Here is an 18234-nt window from a genome sequence, read left to right as displayed (position 1 = left end):
TCGGGCCTCTCAGCGGAGCAGGTAGGGCATGTTGACCGTGACGGCTCCGGTGGGACAGCGGGCCGCGCACGGGCCGCAGTACCAGCACTCGTCGACGTGCATGTACGCCTTGCCGCTGCTGACGTCGATGGCGAGGGAGTCCAGCGGACACATGTCCACGCAGAGCGTGCAGCCGTCGATGCACTTCGACTCGTCGATGGTCACGGGCACGTCGGCCCGCTGGGGCGCCAAGGGCATGGCTGTCTCCAGTGGATGTCGAGCTGTTCGGGGACGTCAGACGGAGCGGTGCAGCAGGCCGCTCATCGTGATGCGGTCGCCGCGGAAGCGGATGAACTCGAGGTCGACGGGCCGGCCGTCGGCGAGATGCGTGAGGCGTTCCAGCATCAGGACGGCCGAGCCGTGCGGGGCCTCGAGCACGGCGGCGGAGTGGGCGTCGGCGTTGACGGCTTCCAGGGTGATCTCGGCATGGCCGAGCGGCAGCCCGCAGACCGCCTCCAGCAGGCGGAAGACGTCGGTGTTCTCCAGGTCCGCGGTCAGCAGCGCGGTGCCGATGTCCAGGGGGAGGTAGGTGAGGTCGAGGGAGAGGGGGAGGCCGTTCAGGCGGCGCAGGCGCTCGATGTAGAGGACGTCGGCGCCCGCGGGCAGGCGGAGTCGGTCGGCGACGGGGGCGGGGGCCGGGACGGGGCCCATGGTGCGGACCTCGTTGGTGACCCGGCCGTGTTCGCGGAGGGTCTCCGCGAGGCCCATCAGGCGGTCGAGACCATGCGGGTATTTGCGGGCCACGACCAGGGTGCCGACACCGGGCTGGCGTTCGACGAGGCCCTCGGTGCGCAGCAGGTCGAGGGCCTGGCGGACGGTGTTGCGCGAGGCGCCGTACTCGGTGGCGAGGGTCGACTCGTGGGGGAGCGCACCGTCCGGAAAGGCGTCGCTGAGGAGCTGGCGCCGGAGCAGGTCGGCGAGTTGCCTGGCCCGGTCGGCGCGCAACCTGCGCCGGCTGCGGTGGGCGGCGACCGTGGTCGCGGCGCCGTGGCCGGCGTGGTCTCGGATGCGGTCGGTGGGCGGCATGGCCCGAACCATAGCTATCCGATGGGAATGGTGGTGTTGCTGGATTGTTGCGCCACCTGACGGACTGCGGGAACTGCCGCTGACCTGGGCTTTCAGTGGGACGGTGGGAGCATCCGCCGTCCCGGCCTCCCATCATGTGAGACATCGGGCGGGCGGGATGTTCGGCGAACCGGCCGCGCCCACCTGGCACGGCATCCGAATCGCTCCGTATGCCGGACTGTGTGCTACGGCAACATGACGACTTTATGGCGTCGCCAGGCAAAACCTGGTGCCGCGCCACACCGCGGACCAAGCTGACGTGTACATCTCCACGTCCTCTTCACAGCCCCAGAAAGCCTCACCGCGCATGTATTCGACCTGTCTCCTCGGTGCTCCGGAAGCACACACCTCGTGTGGGGCGAGGAGGTGCCGCGCGTGGCCCGCTATGTGATGCGCAAGGCGGTCGGCTGGCTCCTGATGATCGTGGTCGCGACGAACGCCACCTACTTCCTGGCCAGTTGGTTCCTCGACCCGCGGTCGAACTTCAAGGAACTGCGGCCCGTCCGCAGCGAGGCACAGATCGACCGCGCCCTCGCGCCGTACAACCTGGACCCCAGGGTCCCCCTGGCGCACCGCTGGTGGGACTGGCTGACCTCGGTCGTCCTGCGCTTCGACTGGGGCAAGTCCCCCACCGGTGTCTCCGTCAACGGTGAAGTGGGCTACCGGGCGCTCATCAGCGCGGAGTTGGTCGTCATCGCGACCGTGCTGTCCGTCGTGCTCGGCGTCGCGCTCGGTGTCTACACCGCCGCACGGCAGTACGGCTGGGCCGACCGCATCTCGCAGGCCGTGTCCATCGTGGTGTTCAACGTCCCCACCTCCGTCGCCGCCCTCGTCGTGGTCTTCGTCGCCATCTGGCTGAACCAGCACGCCGGGCTGCACTTCCTCTATGTCGCGGGGGAGAACTCGCCGGGCGTCGAAGGACTGCTCCCCACGATCGGTGACCGCCTGCTGCACCTGATCCTGCCGACGCTGACGCTCACGCTGATCGGCTACGTCGGCTATCACCTGACGCAGCGATCGCTCCTGCTCGACACCCTCCACGCCGACTTCGTGCGGACCGCCCAGGCCACCGGCCTCACCCGCGCCCAGGCCATCCGCAGGCACGCGTTGCGGGCCGCGCTCATCCCGACGGCTGCGTCCGTGGCGTTCAGTGTCCCGGCCGTCTTCACCGGTGCCGTCATCACGGAGACGGTCTTCGGCTGGAACGGCATGGGCCGCTACTTCATCCAGACCATCAGCAAGAACGACGTACACGGCGCGGTCGCGACGGCCGCCTTCGCCGCGGCTCTGACCGCGATCGGTGCGATCCTCGCGGACATCGCCACGGTCTTCCTCGACCCGAGAGTGCGGGTGAGCTGACGTGAGCACCGATGCCCCTTCCCGTCCGGTCGCGGAGCACATCGCCACCACCGCGCGGAAGCGTTCGAACCTCGGCCTCGGTCGGCTCTATCTGCGCCGCTTCCTGCGCAACCGCCTCGCCGTCGTCGGACTGGCGATCTTCGCGCTGCTGGTGCTGTTCGCAGCCTTCGGCGGCCGGTTCACCTCCTACGCCTACACCGACACCGACTTCGCCGCACTCACCCAGCCGCCGAGCAGCCTCCACTGGTTCGGCACCAACCAGGGTGGCAACGACATCTACGCCTGTGCCGTGCACGGGCTCCAGCGCTCCCTGACGATCGCCGTGACCGTTTCGGTCCTGACGATCGTCCTGGCCGCGATCATCGGCTCCGGCGCCGCCTACTTCGGGGGCCGGGTCGAGCGAGTGACCCTCGCCGTCATCCACTTCCTGCTGATCGTCCCCTCGTTCCTCATCCTCGCGCTGGTCTCCCACCGGCTGGCCGGCGACTGGCGCGTCCTCATCGTCGTGCTGACCGTGTTCGGCTGGATGTCCACGGCCCGGGTGATCTGGTCCGTCTCGACCTCACTGCGCGAACGGGACTACGTGAAGGCGGCCGAGTTCATGGGAGTCGGTCCGCTGCGGATCATCTTCCGGCACATCATCCCCAACCTGGGCTCCCTGCTGATCGTCAACCTGACGCTCGGGGTCGTGGCGACCGTGCTCAGCGAAACCGCCCTCTCTTTCCTCGGGTTCGGCGTCCAGACCCCGGACGTCTCCCTCGGCACGATGCTCGCGGACGGCGCGAGCACCGTCACGAGCGCCCCCTGGCTCTTCGCCTTCCCCGCCGGTCTGGTCGTCCTGCTCACCGTGTCGATGACCTTCATCGGCGACGGCTTGCGCGACGCCCTCGACCCCACCTCGGTGACCGGCTCGGCAGGAGGCCGACGATGACCCTCGCCACCCCACTGCCCGCCTCGGCCCCACCGGCCGACGCGACTCCCGTCCTCTCCGTGCGGGATCTGCGGATCTCCTTCCCCTCCGAGGCGGGCACCGTCGAAGCGGTGCGCGGCGTGAGCTTCGACCTGCTCCCCGGCCGGACCCTCTGTATCGTCGGCGAATCCGGCTCGGGCAAGTCGGCCACCGCGATGGGCGTCATGGGCCTGCTGCCGCCCACCGCCGACCTGCGCGGCCAGGTGCTGCTCGGCGGACAGAACCTCATCGGCCTCGACGACCGGGCCCTGTCCAAGATCCGCGGCAACTCCATCGGCATGGTCTTCCAGGACCCCCTGTCCGCCCTCACGCCGATCTTCTCGGTGGGCAGGCTGCTCTCCGACGCCCTGCGCGTCCATCAGGACCTGACCAGGCGGGCGGCCTGGGAACAGGCCGTGCAGCTGCTCGATCTCGTCGGCATCCCCGACCCGCGCAACCGGGCCGCCGCCTTTCCGCACGAGTTCTCCGGAGGCATGCGCCAACGCGTGGTCATCGCCATGGCCATCGCCAACCGGCCGTCCGTGCTCGTGGCCGACGAACCCACCACCGCACTCGACGTCACCGTGCAGGCCCAGATCCTCGACGTGCTGCGGCTGGCCCAGCGGGAGACGGGCGCCGGTCTCGTCCTGATCACGCACGACCTCGGGGTCGTCGCAGGCCACGCGGACGACGTCGCCGTCATGTACGCAGGCCGGTTCGTGGAGCACGCGGGCGTCGAGGAACTCTTCCGCCGGCCGGCCATGCCGTACACCGCACGGCTGCTGGCCGCCGTGCCGACCGTGGACGGCGGCTCCCGCAGACCCCTGGTGCCCATCGGCGGAGAACCCCCCGCCCTGGTCGACCTCCCGGCCGGCTGCCCCTTCGCCCCCCGCTGTGTTGTCGCCCTCGACGCCTGCCGCTCCGACGAACCGGAGCTGCGCCATGTCACCGGGCACGGGGACGTGGCCTGCCTTCGCGCCACCGAGATCGCCGACGGATCCCTGGACCCGGCGGGCGATGCCGCGCCCGTCGACCCGCCCGCACCCGCGGGTGGTGCCGGGGCCGGCGAGGTGGTGCTGCGTGTCGAGGACCTCGTCAAGACCTTCCCGGTCACCAAGGGCGCCCTCCTCAAGCGCCGGGTCGGCACGCTGCACGCCGTCAACCGGGTCAGCTTCGAGCTGCGTGCCGGTGAGACGCTCGGCCTGGTCGGGGAGTCCGGCAGCGGCAAGACCACGACCCTGATGGAGATCCTGCGGCTCAGGCGGCCCGAAGGCGGCCGGATCGAGGTCTCCGGCATCGACATCGGCGCCGACACATCCGGGGTGCGCCGACGGGAGCTGCGGCAGGACGTACAGATCGTCATGCAGGACCCCCTCGGGGCCCTGGACCCCCGGATGCCCGTCTTCCACTCGCTGGCCGAACCCCTGCGGGCGATCGGGCGCGACCGCGAGTCGATACGCGCACGGGTCCACGAACTGCTGGCCCTGGTGGGGCTGGACGACTCGGTGGGCGACCGCTTCCCGGCCGCACTCTCCGGCGGCCAGCGCCAACGCGTCGGCATCGCCCGTGCCCTGGCCACGGAGCCGAAGCTGCTTGCGCTCGACGAGCCGCTCTCCGCCCTGGACGTCTCCGTGCAGGCCGGAGTGATTAACCTGTTGGCGCGGCTCAAGCGCGAACTCGGCCTCGCCTACCTCGTGGTCGCCCACGATCTGGCCGTGATCCGGTACATCTCCGATCGCATCGCGGTGATGTACCTGGGGCACATCGTCGAGACCGGAGACACCGAGACGATCTTCTCCGATCCGAAGCACCCGTACACCCGGGCGCTGCTGTCGGCGATCCCGATCCCCGACCCCGGGCGCGAACGCACCCGCGAGCGCGTCGTGCTGACGGGGGAGCAGCCGAACGCCGCGCGCATGCCCGCGGGCTGTGTCTTCGTCGACCGCTGCCCGCTGTACCGGCTCGCCGGCGAGGAACTGCAAAACCGCTGCCGCACCCAGCCCCCCGTGCCGACCTCCGTGGCCGGGTCCCCCGGCCATCAGTACGCCTGCCACGGCGTCTGAACACCGGCCCGCGACCTTGTCCCTCACCGACCTCTAAGGAACCTTCCACCATGCGCACGAGACTGGCCCTGCCCGTCGCTCTGATCGCCGCCGTCTCCGTCACCGCCACCGCGTGCCAGTCCTCGTCGGGGAACTCCGCGCAGTCGGACGCGAAGAACGCCCCCTCGGCCGCGTCGTCCGTCGCCGACTACAACCCCACGCCGTACGACCGGATCAAGGACGGCGGCACGTACACCACGGTCGGGACCTTCGACGACCAGGGCAACCCGTTCAACGTCAACTCCACGCTGACCGCGTCCCGCGTATGGTCCTGGTACAACGCCGACGCGATCACCTACTCGCCGACCGGCGAGGTGCAGTACAACCCGGACTACTTCAGCGATGTGAAGGTCTCCGTGGAGGGCGGCAACCAGAAGGTCACGCTCACCATCAACCCCAAGGCCGTCTTCAACGACGGCACCCCCATCGACTGGACCGCGATCAAGGCCACTTGGCAGGCCAACAACGGTTCCAACCCGGCGTACGCCGCCTCCTCCACGGACGGCTACGACCAGATCACCTCGGTCGAGAAGGGCCGGAACGCCAAGCAGGCCGTGATCACCTTCAAGGGAGTGAACCCCTCCTGGTCGAGCCTGTTCACCACCTTCCTGCATCCCAAGGCCGCAACGGTCCGGAACTTCAACAACGCCTACGTCAAGAAGGCCCACCCGGAGTGGGGTGTGGGGCCGTACACCGTCGGTAAGTGGGACACCCACTCGGGCGACATCACGTTCGTCCGCAATCCGAAGTGGTGGGGCAGGAAGGGCAAGCTCGACCGGCGCGTCTACGTCAACCTGGAATCGACCGCGGCGGTCAACGCCTTCAAGAACGGGCAGCTCGACTACGTCTCCGCGGTCGACGCGGAAAGCCTCAAGCAGATCAAGGGGCTCAAGGGCACGGAGATCCGCAGCGGCGGAAGTCCCTTCGAGTACTCGCTGTACTTCAACACCAAGTCCCCGGTGCTCGCCGACCCGGCCGTACGGAAGGCCATCGAGGAGAGCATCGACCGCACGCAGATCGCCAGGATCCGGTTCCAGGGCCTGGACTACAAGGAGCCGCTGCCCGGTTCCGCCATCCTGTACAGCTTCCAGAAGGGCTACCAGGACAACGTCTCGGCCGTGCTGAGGTACGCGCCGGACGCGGCACGCAAGGCACTCGACGCCGCGGGCTGGAAGCCCGGGAGTGACGGTGTGCGCGTGAAGAACGGCAAGAAGCTCGAAGTCGGCTACACGCTCCTGGGTGACGACCCGCTGGACAAGGCGACCGCCGGCGCCTTCGCGGCGATGCTGAAGCCGGTGGGCGTACGCCTCGACATCAGGAAGGCCGACGAGGCGGACTTCTCCAAGATCCTCAGCGACCGCAGGTTCGATCTGTTCCTGTCGGGCAACCGCTCGATGGACCCGTTCGGCGCCCGCTACCTGTGCGACTTCTACTGCTCCGACCGCGACTCCAACATCACCGGTGCGGGTTCGCCCGCGCTGGACAAGGAGATCCGGGCCACCGGCCGGATCGCCGACCTCGGCAAGCAGGCCGCGGCGGCCAACCAGGTCGAGCGCAAGGCACTCCGGCAGTACGCCTTCCTCCCGCTGTTCAGCGGCCCCTCGACCTACGGCGTGAAGAAGGGCCTCGCCAACGTCGGCGCGACCATCTTCTACAACCCGCTCCCGGAGACGGTCGGCTGGGAGAAGTGACCACCCGCTGGGCGGCCGCGCCCGCGGTGGCCGGCCGCGCTCGTCGAAGGGCCGTACCGGCCGCTACGGCGAGGTCGGCAGCTGCGGGGAGCGGAGCACGAGCAGGGTGATCTCGCTGGGGGCGAAGACGCGGAACGGCGGGCCCCAGAAGCCGGTGCCACGGCTGGTGTAGAGGAGGGTGCGGGTGCCGTGGCGGCTGAGGCCGGCGAGGACGGGCTGGTCGATGCGGACCAGGTGGTGGAAGGGCCAGATCTGGCCGCCGTGGGTGTGGCCGGAGAGCTGGAGGTCGACGCCGGCGGCTGCCGCCCGGTCGACGAACTTCGGCTGGTGTGCCAGGAGCAGGACAGGCAGGCCGGGATCGGCGCCGTCCAGGGCTCCGGCGAGGTGGGCACGGTGGCCTGCCAGGCCGGAGGACTCGGCGGTGACGTCGTCCACGCCGGCGACCACGAGGGTGTCGCCCCCGCGTTCGAGCAGCAGATGGCGGTTGCGCAGCGGCTCCCAGCCCAGCTCGTCCATCAGGTCGACCCAGCCCTGGGCCTCGCTGTAGTACTCGTGGTTGCCGGTGACGTAGACCCGGGCACGAGTGGCCCGCACGGTCCCGAGGGGGGCGGCCTGGGCGCGGCGGCGGTCGGCCGTGCCGTCCGCGATGTCGCCGGTGTGGCAGACCAGGTCGGCCTCCAGGGTGTTCACCGTCTCGCACACCCGCGCCGACCAGCGGGCGCGGTCGAGCGGGCCGTAGTGGGTGTCGGTGATCAGGACGACACGGAGGCCGTCCAGCCCGGCACCCAGCCGGGGGAGCTGCACGTCGAGCCGGCGCACCCGCGGCACGCGGCGGGCCTCGGCGTACCCCCAGGCGAGCAGGACGGCGGTCACACCGAGGACGGCCCACGTGACGATCCGGGCCCGGCCCTGACCGTCCCCGACGCCGGCCACGGTCAGGGCGAGCCGCAGGAAGAGGCCGAGCAGAACGGACCAGGTGAACAGCACCCAGCCGGCGCCCAGCAGGGTGTCACCGACGATCGCCGCCCGGTCCTGCTGGCGCGGGCCGTGGCCGCGCACCATCGCGAGCGGCATACCGACGAGGCCGAGGACGAACAGGACGGTGCCGGCCAGGGTGACGGGCAGCGGCCAGTGCTGGCCGCCGTACAGCAGCACCCAGCAGGGCACGGCCCACAGCAGGACGGGGGCGATCGCGGGGAGGTAGCGCATCAGGCGGTGCAGCCGGCTCGGCCGCTGCGCTCGCGCCTCACCCTCGGCGGGCCGGGTACTGCTGGTGTCGGTCACGCTTCCCCTCCTGACCAGGCTGCCGTGTGACAGCTGTCATGAGCGTAGTCCGTGTCCGTCGCACAGGGTCCTCGCGCCGTGATGACGGACGCGCGGTCGGGTAAGTCAGCGAGGGGACGTCATCGCAGCGGGGCACCCCACCGCACCTGTTCCCGGATACGGCCCTTGAGGAGTTTGCCCCCGGCCCGCTCGCGTTCCCCCGCGCGTACGGCCGGCTGCGGGACGTGCAGCGCGCCGGCGCCGGGCTGATCATCACGGAGGGGATCTGCGGCAGGCGGGGTTCCACGGCGTGGCGGAGTACCGCTTTGTGGCCCTCCATCCGATAGACGCCGCGTCGCCTGAAGCGGGCGGCCGGCCCCACGGCGATCACCGGCCGGTGTGGTGCCCGACCAGGTGGAACCGGCCGGCCCGAGCACCTCCGACAGATCTCCCGCTGCGTCCGTGAATCTGTACGGGCCGGTCCACGGAGTGCAATTGGCCGAAGCGGACCCACTGGCTCAGGCGTCGATGATGACGGGGATGATGAGGGGCTTGCGGCGGTAGGTGCGGAACGCCCAGTTCGCCACGGCGCGGGCGATGAGTTGTTCGAGTTGGCGGGCGTCTCCGACGCCTTCCTCGGCTGCGGTGGCCAGGGTCTTCTCGATGACGGGGATGACCGGCTCGAAGGTGGCGTCGTCGTGGACGAAGCCGCGGGCCAGGAAGTCGGGGGCCTCGGCGAGGGCGCCGGTGTCCGCGTCGACGATCGCCACCACCGTGACCACGCCTTCGGCGGCGAGGGTGAGGCGGTCCTTGAGGGACGCCTCGGTGGCGCCGCCGACTTCCATGCCGTCCACGTAGACGTTGCCGGCGGGGACCTTGCCGGTGATGGATGCGCGTCCGTCGACCAGGTCGACGACGACGCCGTCCTCGGCGATGACGACCCGGTCGGGGTCGACACCGGTACGGATGGCGAGGTCGGCGTTGGCCCGCAGGTGGCGCCATTCGCCGTGCACGGGCATGACGTTGCGGGGTTTGACGATGTTGTAGCAGTAGACGAGTTCGCCGGCGCTGGCGTGCCCGGAGACGTGCACCTTGGCATTGCCCTTGTGGACCACGTGGGCGCCCCACCGGGTGAGTCCGTTGATCACCCGGTAGATGGCGTTCTCGTTGCCGGGGATGAGGGAGCTGGCGAGCAGGACGGTGTCGCCCTTGCCGATGCGGATCAGGTGGTCGCGGTTGGCCATCCGTGACAGCGCGGCCATCGGTTCGCCCTGGGAGCCGGTGCACACCAGAGTGATCTTGTGGTCCGGGAGCTTCTCCAGCTCCTTCGTGCTCACGACCAGACCGGAGGGGACCTTCAGATACCCCAGGTCCCGGGCGATGCCCATGTTGCGCACCATCGACCGGCCGACGAAGGCGACCTTGCGGCCGTGCTGGTGGGCGGCGTCCAGGACCTGCTGGATGCGGTGCACGTGGCTGGCGAAGCTGGAGACGATGACCCGGCGCGGCGCGGTGCGCATCACCTGCTCGATCGCTGGGTTCAGCTCTCGCTCGGAGGTGGTGAAGCCGGGTACTTCGGCGTTGGTGGAGTCGGTGAGGAACAGGTCCACGCCCTCCTCGCCGAGGCGGGCGAAGGCGCGCAGATCGGTGATGCGGTCGTCGAGAGGGAACTGGTCCATCTTGAAGTCGCCGGTGTGCAGCACCATCCCGGCCCGGGTGCGGATCGCGACCGCGAGGCTGTCGGGGATGGAGTGGTTGACCGCCACGAACTCGCAGTCGAAGGGCCCGAAGCCACGGCGGTCGCCCTCCCGCACCCGCACCGTGCGCGGCCGGATGCCGTGTTCCTTGAGCTTGGCCTCCAGGAACGCCAGCGTCAGCTTGGAGCCGACGACGGGGATGTCGGACCGCTCGCGCAGCAGGTACGGCACGCCGCCGATGTGGTCCTCGTGGCCGTGGGTGAGGACCACGGCCACGATGTCGTCCAGCCGGTCCCGGATCGAGGTGAAGTCCGGCAGGATCACGTCCACGCCGGGCTGGGTCTCCTCGGGGAACAGCACGCCGCAGTCGACGATGAGCAGCTTGCCCGCGTGCTCGAAGACGGTCATGTTGCGGCCGATCTCACCCAGGCCGCCCAGGGCGATGACCCGCAGCCCTCCTTCGGGAAGGGGCGGGGCGGCTTTCAGTTCGGGGTGCGGATGACTCATACCCTGACGGTACCCGGAAAGCGGGACAGGATGATCCATTGCCTGTGTGATGCAACGAGCGTTCGACACGCACCCGCCCCTCCGGGGCCTGGTCCCGGCGCAGCAGGGCGCTCAGCTCGTGCTGGACCTCGTGTGCCCCGCCCCCGCCCTCTCCAGCGGGCAACACGAGGCTGATCGGGTGACGATGGAAGGGAACAGACGGATGTGACGACGCTGCCCCGAAAAGGAGGCAGGTGCGATGACAACTCCTTCACATTCCTCCGGCTCCGATTCCCCATACGGCACCGAGCCGCAGGAGGGCGGCCTGACCGAAGGCATGACAGCACTGGCGAACCTGGGCTGGCAGCTCCTGCTCACCATGGGCCTCGCCACCATCGCCCTGGGCGTCGTCGCGCTGGTCTGGCCCGGTGCGACGCTTCGTGTCGTCGGCGTGCTCTTCGGCGTCTACCTGCTTGCCACGGGTGTCTTCCAACTCGCCGCCGCCTTCGGCACCCACGTCCCCCGGCATCTTCGCGTACTGCACTTCGTCACCGGTGCGGCCTCCATCCTGCTGGGACTGATCTGCTTCAAGGGCACCCTCGAGTCGATCTTTCTGCTCGCCCTGTGGATCGGCTTCAGCTGGCTCATGCGGGGCACGCTGGAGACGGTGGCCGCAGCCTCGGATCGGACCATGCCGGGGCGCGGCTGGCACGTGGCCTTCGGCATCATCGGCACCATGGCCGGCATTGTGATGATCATCATGCCGTTCGCGTCCATCGCCACACTCACCCTGGTGGTGGGCGTCATGGCCATAGTTCTGGGCCTGACCGAGGTGGTCCGCGCCATCAGTACACGCGTCGAGATCGGCCATATCGCTGACGGTACGGCCACCCAGCGGCGCCCTCTGTTCCACGCACGTGCGCACCCACAGCACTGATCGGCCGCCGGGGGCGCCGTAACCCAGGCCGACCGAGAGCGCGACGATCACCGTGATCATCATGGCGTCGCTGCGCTCCCCGACGAAGTACGACACGACGGCCGCGGCCAGCAGCAGGCCGAGCAGCGGGGACCGCAGCTGATGCCACAGCACCAGCCACGCCCGAGCCCGGGGGGAGTGGACGCCGTTCGGGCCCCAGCGCTTCAGCCGTCTTGCCGCCTCCTCCGACGTCAGGCCGCCTTCCGGTACCTGAAGATCACGGAGCACCTGCGCGGTGGGCAGGGCGGCCACCGAGACGGCACGCCCCGCGGCCACCGGCCTCGCCCCGACGATGGTCACCATCGGCGCCCACCGCCCGGGGCCGCCGGGCCCTGTCTCCGGGACCTGTTGTCTACCCTGCGGCGTGCTCCGGTCAGTCGGTGTGACGGCCATGAGGCCGTCCGACGAGTGAGGCCGCCCGCTGGACGACGGCCCATCCCGCCGGCCGCCATCCGGTGGGCGCGACGCCCGGCCGATGGCGGGGCACCCACACCCGCAGCGTCCCGGGGCTGATCCGGCACCGCACGGGAGTCCGCAGGGTGACGGCTTCGCCGTCGAGCCCGACGGGGACGACCGGGGCGTCGGCGTGGATGACGACGTCATCGGGTGTCGCCAGCCGGGTCAGTCCGTGCGTCTGCCCGCTTCGCAGCCTGGCGGCGGTTTCGGTGGGCGTCTCCGCCCTGGCGGTCAGTACTCCCAGGAGCCCGGAGTCGAGCCGCGCCCGCCTGTCGAGCCCGGCCGGGTCGTCGAGTTGGTAGGGATTGTTGCTCACCAGCACGGCATCGGGCCGGTCCACAGTGAGCAGCCCTGCGCGTACCCGCAGCTCCGGACCCTCGTGGCGGGCCAGGAAATCCGGGAGGATCCGTACCATCGTGCCGATCTTGTCCTCCCGGTAGGCCGGGTCCTGGACCAGGGCGGCATACGCGCCGAACGACACGTTGTTGACGAATGCCCGCTCGCCTGCGTATCCGAGATCCACGCGCAGCTCGACGCCGTCCCTGAGGGCCTCCAGAGCGGCCGAAGGGTCGTTACGGTCCAGGCCGAGATCCATCGCGAAGTGGTTGCGGGTACCCGCCGGAATGACCATGAACGGCAGGCCGCTCGCTGCGGCCACCTCGGCCACACGTGCCTGTGTGCCGTCTCCGCCGGCCACCCCGAGCAGATCCGCACCGTCGTCCACGGCGCGTCGCGCGACAGTCGCCAGGTCCTGGGGCAGGGAAGGATCGATCAGGAAAACCTGAGCCCCGAACGCACGGGCGCGTTCCGCGATCCGGAACCGGCTCGCTTTCCCTCCCCCTGAACGCGGGTTCACGATCAGATAGGGCCGTCGCGCGCCGGTCGCAGGTCGCCACGCGCTCTCGGTCACGGCACGTACCGATAAGCCGCACGCACCGGCCCGGCGCACTTCAGGAGCGACAACAGGACTGCCGCGATCACACCCGCAGCCGGCGGCGCCGGCCCCGTCCGGGCCGACGCTCCGGCGATCGCATGTGCGGCCACCGCCACCATGACACTCCTTCGACAGGTGCGGCCTACGGCACCAGCTTGCAGCGGGGCCCGAGCATCCGCACCTGGGACGTACGTGGTCCACCCTGCCGCCTGACCGACGAACCCGCCGGGTGCTCCTGGGCGGTAACGCTCCTCCTGACGCCCTCTCGGTCGCCGTCCGCTGCGCCGAGCCGGATGAGCGGGGCTTCGGCGAGGTCGTCGGGGGTGAGGCCGGTCCCCGGAGTCAAGCCGAAGGGGTTCGTTGCGCCGGACATGCCGCTGCCCATGGTGCTTGGGGTCAACGTGGGCTCACAAACCGGGATCATCGAACTGGTCGAGGTCGAACTGGTCGAGAAGGAAGTCGACCGGTGCGAGGCCCGAGGCGTCGGATTCGCCGTCGTGAAGAAGCTGCTCCGTCCAGATGACCTTGCCGCGGGCCGTGTACCGCGTTCCCCATCGCTGCGCGAACTGCGCCACCAGAAAGAGCCCCCGCCCGCCTTCGTCCGTGGCCGCCGCCCGCCGCAGGCGCGGCGAGGTACCGCTGCCGTCCGAGACCTCGCAGATCAGACAGCGCCCGTGCAACAGCCGCACGCCGATCGGCGGCGAGCCGTACCGGATCGCGTTCGTGACCAACTCGCTGACGATCAGCTCCGTGGCGAATCCGGTCTCTTCCAGCCCCCACTCCGACAACGTCTCCCTGCAGCGCGCCCGCACCGAGGGAACCAACGCCGGATCGGGCGGCACGTCCCACTCGGCCACGCGCGAGGGCGGGAACATACGGGTACGTGCCGTCAGCAGCGCGATGTCGTCGGAGGGGCGTGACGGCTTCAGCGCGTCGATCACCGCCTGACACGTCTCCTCCGGAGTGCGTTTCCCGGACCCGTCCAAAGCCCGGCGCAGCCTCTCCATCCCGACGTCGAAGTCGTGGGCGCGGTTCTCCACCAGGCCGTCGGTGTACAGCACCAGTTGTGAACCCTCCGGCAGGGACACCTCTGCGCTCTCGAAGGGGTAGCCGCCCAGACCGAGGGGTGCCGAGACCGGTACACCGATGCAGGTGACCGTCCCGTCGGGGCGCACCACCACCGGTTCCGGGTGTCCCGCACGGGCCATGGTGCAGGTCCCCGCCACCGGGTCGTACACCGCGTACAGACAGGTCGCTCCGGTCACCGCCTCCCCTTCGTGGCCATCCGCATCCCCCCTGTTCCTCTCGTTGTCCATGCGCACGACCAGGTCGTCCAGGTTCCCGAGCACCTCGTCCACGGGCAGGTCCAGGGTGGAGAAGTTGTGCACAGCGGTGCGCAGCCGACCCATCGTCGCCGTCGCGTGCAGCCCGTGACCGACGACGTCACCCATCACCAGGGCCACACGCGCGCCCGGAAGCGGGATGACGTCGAACCAGTCCCCGCCCACCCCCTCCTCCGAGGGCAGATACCGCCAGGCCACCTCCAGCGCGTCCTGCTCCGGCTGTCCACGCGGCAGCAGACTGCGCTGCAGTGCCACCGCCATCGCGTGCTCCCGGGTGAACCTCCGGGCGTTGTCGAGGGCTACCGCCGCCCGCACGGCCAGTTCCTCCGCGAAGGTGAGATCCTCCGGCTCGAACGCGGGGGAATCCGCCGTCCGGTAGAAGTTCGCCACGCCCAGCGGTACGTTCCGCGCCCGCAGCGGCACGGCCACCAGCGACCGCAGTCCGCCCTCCAGGGCCTTCCGGGAGCGCTCCGGGTCCTGTTCCCGCCAGCCGTGTGACCGGCGCAGGTCCGTCTCCAGCATCCCCCGCCCCTCCTGCAGCGTCCGCATCTGCGGGGTGTCGGGCGAGAACGCGATCACTTCGTCCAGCGGATACACCGGCATCATCCGCTGTTCGCCCCCGATCGCCGCCCGGCGCAGATGCCGCCAGCCCTCCGCCGTCGGCTCCCACCCCCGCAGCACCGCGTCGAGCAGATCCACGGTCACGAGGTCGGCGAACTGCGGCGCCGCCACGTCGGCCAGCTCCTGGGCCGTACGCCTCACATCCAGCGTCGTCCCGATCCGCACCCCGGCCTCGTACAGCAGCCTCAGCCGCTCCCGCGCGACCTCGGCCCGACCCGAGATCTCCGCCAGCTCCGTGGTGTCCCGGAGGGTCACCACGCTGCCTCCCCGGTCGCCCTGCGGGTACGTCGGCCGTTTGTTCACCGCCAGCAGTCGGTCGCCCGCGCGCCGCACCTCGTCGGTGACCTCCTCCCGCGACGACAGCAGGCTCATGACCGGCTCCGAAAGTCCCAGCTCCGCAACCGAGCGCCCCCGCAGTCAGCCGGCAGTCCGAGAAGCCGCGTCGCCTCGTCGTTCGCCAACAGCAGCCGCCCGTCGGCGCCCGTGATCAGCACCCCTTCCCGCACCGCGTGCAGGACCGCGTCGTGGTGCTCGTACAGATGTGCCAGCTCCACCGGAGTCAGGCCGTAGGTCTGCCGCCGCAGCCGCCGGGACACCAGCGTCGTTCCCGTCATGGCCAGCGCCAGCGCGACCACGCCGCTGGCCAAGATGATCGTCAGCTGCGGCAGCCACAGCCCCGCCACGTTCTTGACCGTGATTCCGGCGGAGACCAGGCCGACCACCGTGCCGCGCGAGTCGGTCACCGGGACCACCGCCTGCACGTCCGTCCCCTGGCCCGCGGGCAGAGGCGGCCCACCGGCCTGCTCGACGACGGTACGGCCCTTCAGCGCCGGTGCGATGTCGCCGACGAACTTCTTCCCGATCTCCCGCGGATAGGGGTACGTGTAACGAATCCCCTTCGTGCTCATGACGACGACGAAATCCACGCCTGTGCGCTTGCGCGCCTCCTCGGCCCGCGGTTGGAGCACCGCTGAGGGGTTCCGGCTCTTCAGTGCCGCGGCCACGCCGGGGGAACTCGCGAACGACTGGGCCGCGATGACCGACTCCCGTCGTCCTTGCTGCAGAGCGTCACGCGCCGCCTGGAGCACCATGCCCACCACCGCGGCCGCCACCAGCAGGACCACGATGACGACCTGGAGGAGGAACACCTGACCGGCCGCACTGCGCAGGTCCGTCCGGGAAGCGCGACCCTTGCGCGAGCGTCCGACGGGCGGATGACGTTCCGGGCCCAGAGGGCGTCCGGAGAATGCCTCCATACCCCCTTGATAACACCACTGCGGGCAAGCCGACGCTGATCGCATCCGTCGCGCGGCTGCCGGTCGCAGCAACAGAGGGCGTCGGTGCAGGAGGGAACGAGCTGAGCGGGAGCAGGGCGTCGAGAGCAGATGCCCGCCTGCTCACCGGGAGCAGACGCAACCATGACACGGCTTCCAGCCACCTACGCGGAGCGCTCTGGGGTCCCGGGGCGCCTACAGCGGACGGCGACGGCCGCGATGTCGTCATCGAGCCTTCCGCCGCTGTAATGGAGTAGGTCTCGGTGAAGCCGGTCCAGCAGCTCACGGGGCGTCGCCGGGCCGAGTTGCCGCATCCACTCCGGTAGCGGGAAGAACGTGCCGGCCCGGTCCCGGGTCTCCGTCACGCCGTCGGTGTAGAGCAGCATCTGGTCGCCGGAGGCGAAGGCGACGGTGTCGACGTTGTACTCGCCCCCGAGGAGGGTCGCGAGATTGAGGGGCGGTGAGGGAACGGTGGGCTCAAGGACGCGGATCTCGCCGCTGTGCATCACCAGTGGCGGAGGATGTCCACAATTGAGGATTCTGACGTGTCCGCCGCCACTGGGAATCTCGGCGATCAGAGCAGTGGCGAAGTGCTCAGGCTGATCCGGGTCGAGGATGGCCACGCTGTAGCGCCTCATGCTCGTCTCCAGCCGATGGATGACGCCCCTCAGATCGGGCTGGTCGTACGCGTTCTCCCTGAAGCAGTTGATCACCGCCGAGGCGGCTCCCACGGCCGACAGCCCTTTGCCGCGTACGTCACCGATGAGCAGCCGAACCCCGTACGGCGTGTCGGCCACCTCGTAGAAGTCGCCTCCGATCCGGGCCTGCTCCTGAGCCGCCACATACAGCGACTCGACATCGAGGCCTTGGACACGGCGCGGCAGCGGGCGCAGCAACACCTGCTGCGCTGCGTCGGCGACGAGCCGGACCTGGAAGAGCGTTTCCTCTCGTCGGAGTCGAAGATGACTCGTATATGCGGCCGTCAGAGTGACCGCGACGATCGCAGCCGCCGTGTAGGGCGTTCCGAGATCGGAGTACACGAGGCTCAGCCCGATCATGGTCAGCAGGCAGAAGGCCCCCAGCGCGATCGTCGGGAGCACGGGCCACAGCGCAGCGGCCAGGGCGGGTGCGGCAGGCAGGAGACGGCTGAAGGCGATCTCCCTGGGAGTGGCGAAGGCCAAGCCGGTGATGAGGGCGGTGAGCAGCACGGGGGACAGCAGGACGATCTCGCGTCGGGCATCGGATGAAGGGCGGTGGCGCCGGGGTCGTCCTGTCCTGATCACAAAAATCATCTTAATGGGGCATAACGGGCTTCGTTCCTGAGAGCGTCGGCGCCCATGCGCGCCGACCGGCCGCTGGACCTTCAACGAGTGCTGCGGCGTTCGCACGGAAATGCAGGCAGGGAACCCTGTCGTCCGAGTGAAGCGATGTTCCTCACACTCATGGACCCAGAAGCCTGCCGGTGTAGAGTAAAGACCGCCCTTGACCTGCACAAAGTAGGCAGGGAGCTGTCTTTCAGGAGTCCAAAGTGCTGCGTACTCTGTTCAAGTCCAAGATCCACCGTGCCACCGTCACCCAGGCCGACCTGCACTACGTGGGATCCGTGACCATCGACGCCGACCTCCTCGACGCCGCCGACCTGCTGCCCGGGGAACTCGTGCACATCGTCGACATCACCAACGGCGCCCGGCTGGAGACGTACGTCATCGAGGGCGAGCGCGGGTCCGGTGTCATCGGGATCAACGGTGCAGCCGCCCATCTCGTGCATCCGGGAGACCTGGTGATCATCATCAGCTACGCTCAGGTCACCGACGCCGAGGCGCGGGAGCTGGAGCCGCGGGTCGTGCACGTGGACGGCGACAACCGGATCGTGTCCCTCGGCGCCGACCCGTCCGAGCCGGTGCCCGGCACCGAGCAGCAGCGCAGCCCGCAGGCCGTACGCGGCTGACACGGAGCCCCCAGGACCAGGAGCGTGCGTG

12 protein-coding genes and 2 pseudogenes are annotated in these 18234 nt (G+C 69.9%); 6 read left to right on the top strand and 8 right to left on the bottom strand.

The window, feature by feature from the left end:
* Positions 1-9 precede the first annotated feature (9 nt).
* Together ACWCV9_RS03485 and ACWCV9_RS03480 are read right to left on the bottom strand one after the other, a co-directional pair.
* Positions 10-237, bottom strand: coding sequence for a 4Fe-4S dicluster domain-containing protein (locus ACWCV9_RS03485; protein WP_055491243.1), 228 nt, complete (start codon positions 235-237; stop codon positions 10-12).
* A gap of 36 nt (positions 238-273) precedes the next feature.
* Positions 274-1065 carry a GntR family transcriptional regulator gene (locus ACWCV9_RS03480; RefSeq protein WP_450784041.1) on the bottom strand — a complete coding sequence of 264 codons (792 nt, stop codon included), beginning with the start codon at positions 1063-1065 and terminating at the stop codon, positions 274-276.
* 414 nt (positions 1066-1479) lie between these two features.
* On the opposite strand from ACWCV9_RS03480, the gene ACWCV9_RS03475 reads away from it, so the two are divergent.
* From ACWCV9_RS03475 to ACWCV9_RS03460, 4 genes are read left to right on the top strand one after another with little or no spacing between them, the layout of a single operon-like run.
* On the top strand, positions 1480-2463 hold the full coding sequence (locus tag ACWCV9_RS03475) for an ABC transporter permease (protein WP_450784040.1): 984 nt from the start codon (positions 1480-1482) through the stop codon (positions 2461-2463).
* Positions 2464-2503: 40 nt separating this feature from the next.
* Entirely contained in the window at positions 2504-3394 is an 891-nt protein-coding gene (locus tag ACWCV9_RS03470) for an ABC transporter permease (RefSeq protein WP_450784239.1), read from the top strand.
* Positions 3391-5475 (top strand): dipeptide ABC transporter ATP-binding protein, encoded by a 2085-nt coding sequence (locus ACWCV9_RS03465; protein WP_450784039.1) that lies wholly within the window; start codon positions 3391-3393, stop codon positions 5473-5475. The genes ACWCV9_RS03470 and ACWCV9_RS03465 overlap by 4 nt, the downstream gene beginning before the upstream one ends.
* 50 nt (positions 5476-5525) lie before the next feature.
* Complete coding sequence (locus tag ACWCV9_RS03460; protein ID WP_450784038.1) at positions 5526-7205, top strand: ABC transporter family substrate-binding protein; 1680 nt, start codon at positions 5526-5528, stop codon at positions 7203-7205.
* Positions 7206-7268: 63 nt separating this feature from the next.
* Here ACWCV9_RS03460 and ACWCV9_RS03455 read toward each other — a convergent pair whose 3' ends face one another.
* A complete protein-coding gene (locus ACWCV9_RS03455; protein WP_450784037.1) occupies positions 7269-8489 on the bottom strand; it encodes a metallophosphoesterase in 1221 nt (406 codons plus the stop codon).
* Positions 8490-8986: 497 nt separating this feature from the next.
* Complete coding sequence (locus ACWCV9_RS03450) at positions 8987-10672, bottom strand: ribonuclease J (protein ID WP_450784036.1); 1686 nt, start codon at positions 10670-10672, stop codon at positions 8987-8989.
* Between the two features lie 238 nt (positions 10673-10910).
* Between ACWCV9_RS03450 and ACWCV9_RS03445 the strand changes: the two genes are divergently transcribed.
* Positions 10911-11588, top strand: a complete 678-nt coding sequence (locus tag ACWCV9_RS03445) for an HdeD family acid-resistance protein (RefSeq protein WP_450784035.1) — start codon at positions 10911-10913, stop codon at positions 11586-11588.
* A gap of 102 nt (positions 11589-11690) precedes the next feature.
* On the opposite strand, the pseudogene ACWCV9_RS03440 reads toward ACWCV9_RS03445, so the two are convergent.
* From ACWCV9_RS03440 to ACWCV9_RS03425, 4 genes and pseudogenes are all read right to left on the bottom strand, one after another.
* Positions 11691-11930 (bottom strand): annotated as a pseudogene (locus tag ACWCV9_RS03440) (cation-transporting P-type ATPase); the annotation flags it as partial.
* A gap of 70 nt (positions 11931-12000) precedes the next feature.
* A complete protein-coding gene (locus tag ACWCV9_RS03435; RefSeq protein ID WP_450784034.1) occupies positions 12001-12993 on the bottom strand; it encodes a diacylglycerol/lipid kinase family protein in 993 nt (330 codons plus the stop codon).
* Positions 12994-13424: 431 nt separating this feature from the next.
* Positions 13425-16237, bottom strand: a pseudogene (locus ACWCV9_RS03430) (SpoIIE family protein phosphatase).
* Positions 16238-16419: 182 nt separating this feature from the next.
* Complete coding sequence (locus ACWCV9_RS03425) at positions 16420-17463, bottom strand: PP2C family protein-serine/threonine phosphatase (protein WP_450784033.1); 1044 nt, start codon at positions 17461-17463, stop codon at positions 16420-16422.
* 320 nt (positions 17464-17783) lie between these two features.
* Between ACWCV9_RS03425 and panD the strand changes: the two genes are divergently transcribed.
* Complete coding sequence (panD, locus tag ACWCV9_RS03420; RefSeq protein WP_450784032.1) at positions 17784-18203, top strand: aspartate 1-decarboxylase; 420 nt, start codon at positions 17784-17786, stop codon at positions 18201-18203.
* Positions 18204-18234: the final 31 nt, after the last annotated feature.

The sequence above is a fragment of the Streptomyces sp. NPDC001606 genome (genome assembly GCF_053596835.1).
Note: the sequence above shows the minus strand (reverse complement) of the source record. Positions and strands in the feature narration are given on the sequence as shown.

Bases quoted from the DNA above. Each gene is read 5' to 3' on its own strand.
- ACWCV9_RS03485 (WP_055491243.1), bottom strand. From the start codon at position 237: ATGCCCTTGGCGCCCCAGCGGGCCGACGTGCCCGTGACCATCGACGAG.
- ACWCV9_RS03480 (WP_450784041.1), bottom strand. From the start codon at position 1,065: ATGCCGCCCACCGACCGCATCCGAGACCACGCCGGCCACGGCGCCGCG.
- ACWCV9_RS03465 (WP_450784039.1), top strand. From the start codon at position 3,391: ATGACCCTCGCCACCCCACTGCCCGCCTCGGCCCCACCGGCCGACGCG.
- ACWCV9_RS03460 (WP_450784038.1), top strand. From the start codon at position 5,526: ATGCGCACGAGACTGGCCCTGCCCGTCGCTCTGATCGCCGCCGTCTCC.
- ACWCV9_RS03450 (WP_450784036.1), bottom strand. From the start codon at position 10,672: ATGAGTCATCCGCACCCCGAACTGAAAGCCGCCCCGCCCCTTCCCGAA.
- ACWCV9_RS03445 (WP_450784035.1), top strand. From the start codon at position 10,911: ATGACAACTCCTTCACATTCCTCCGGCTCCGATTCCCCATACGGCACC.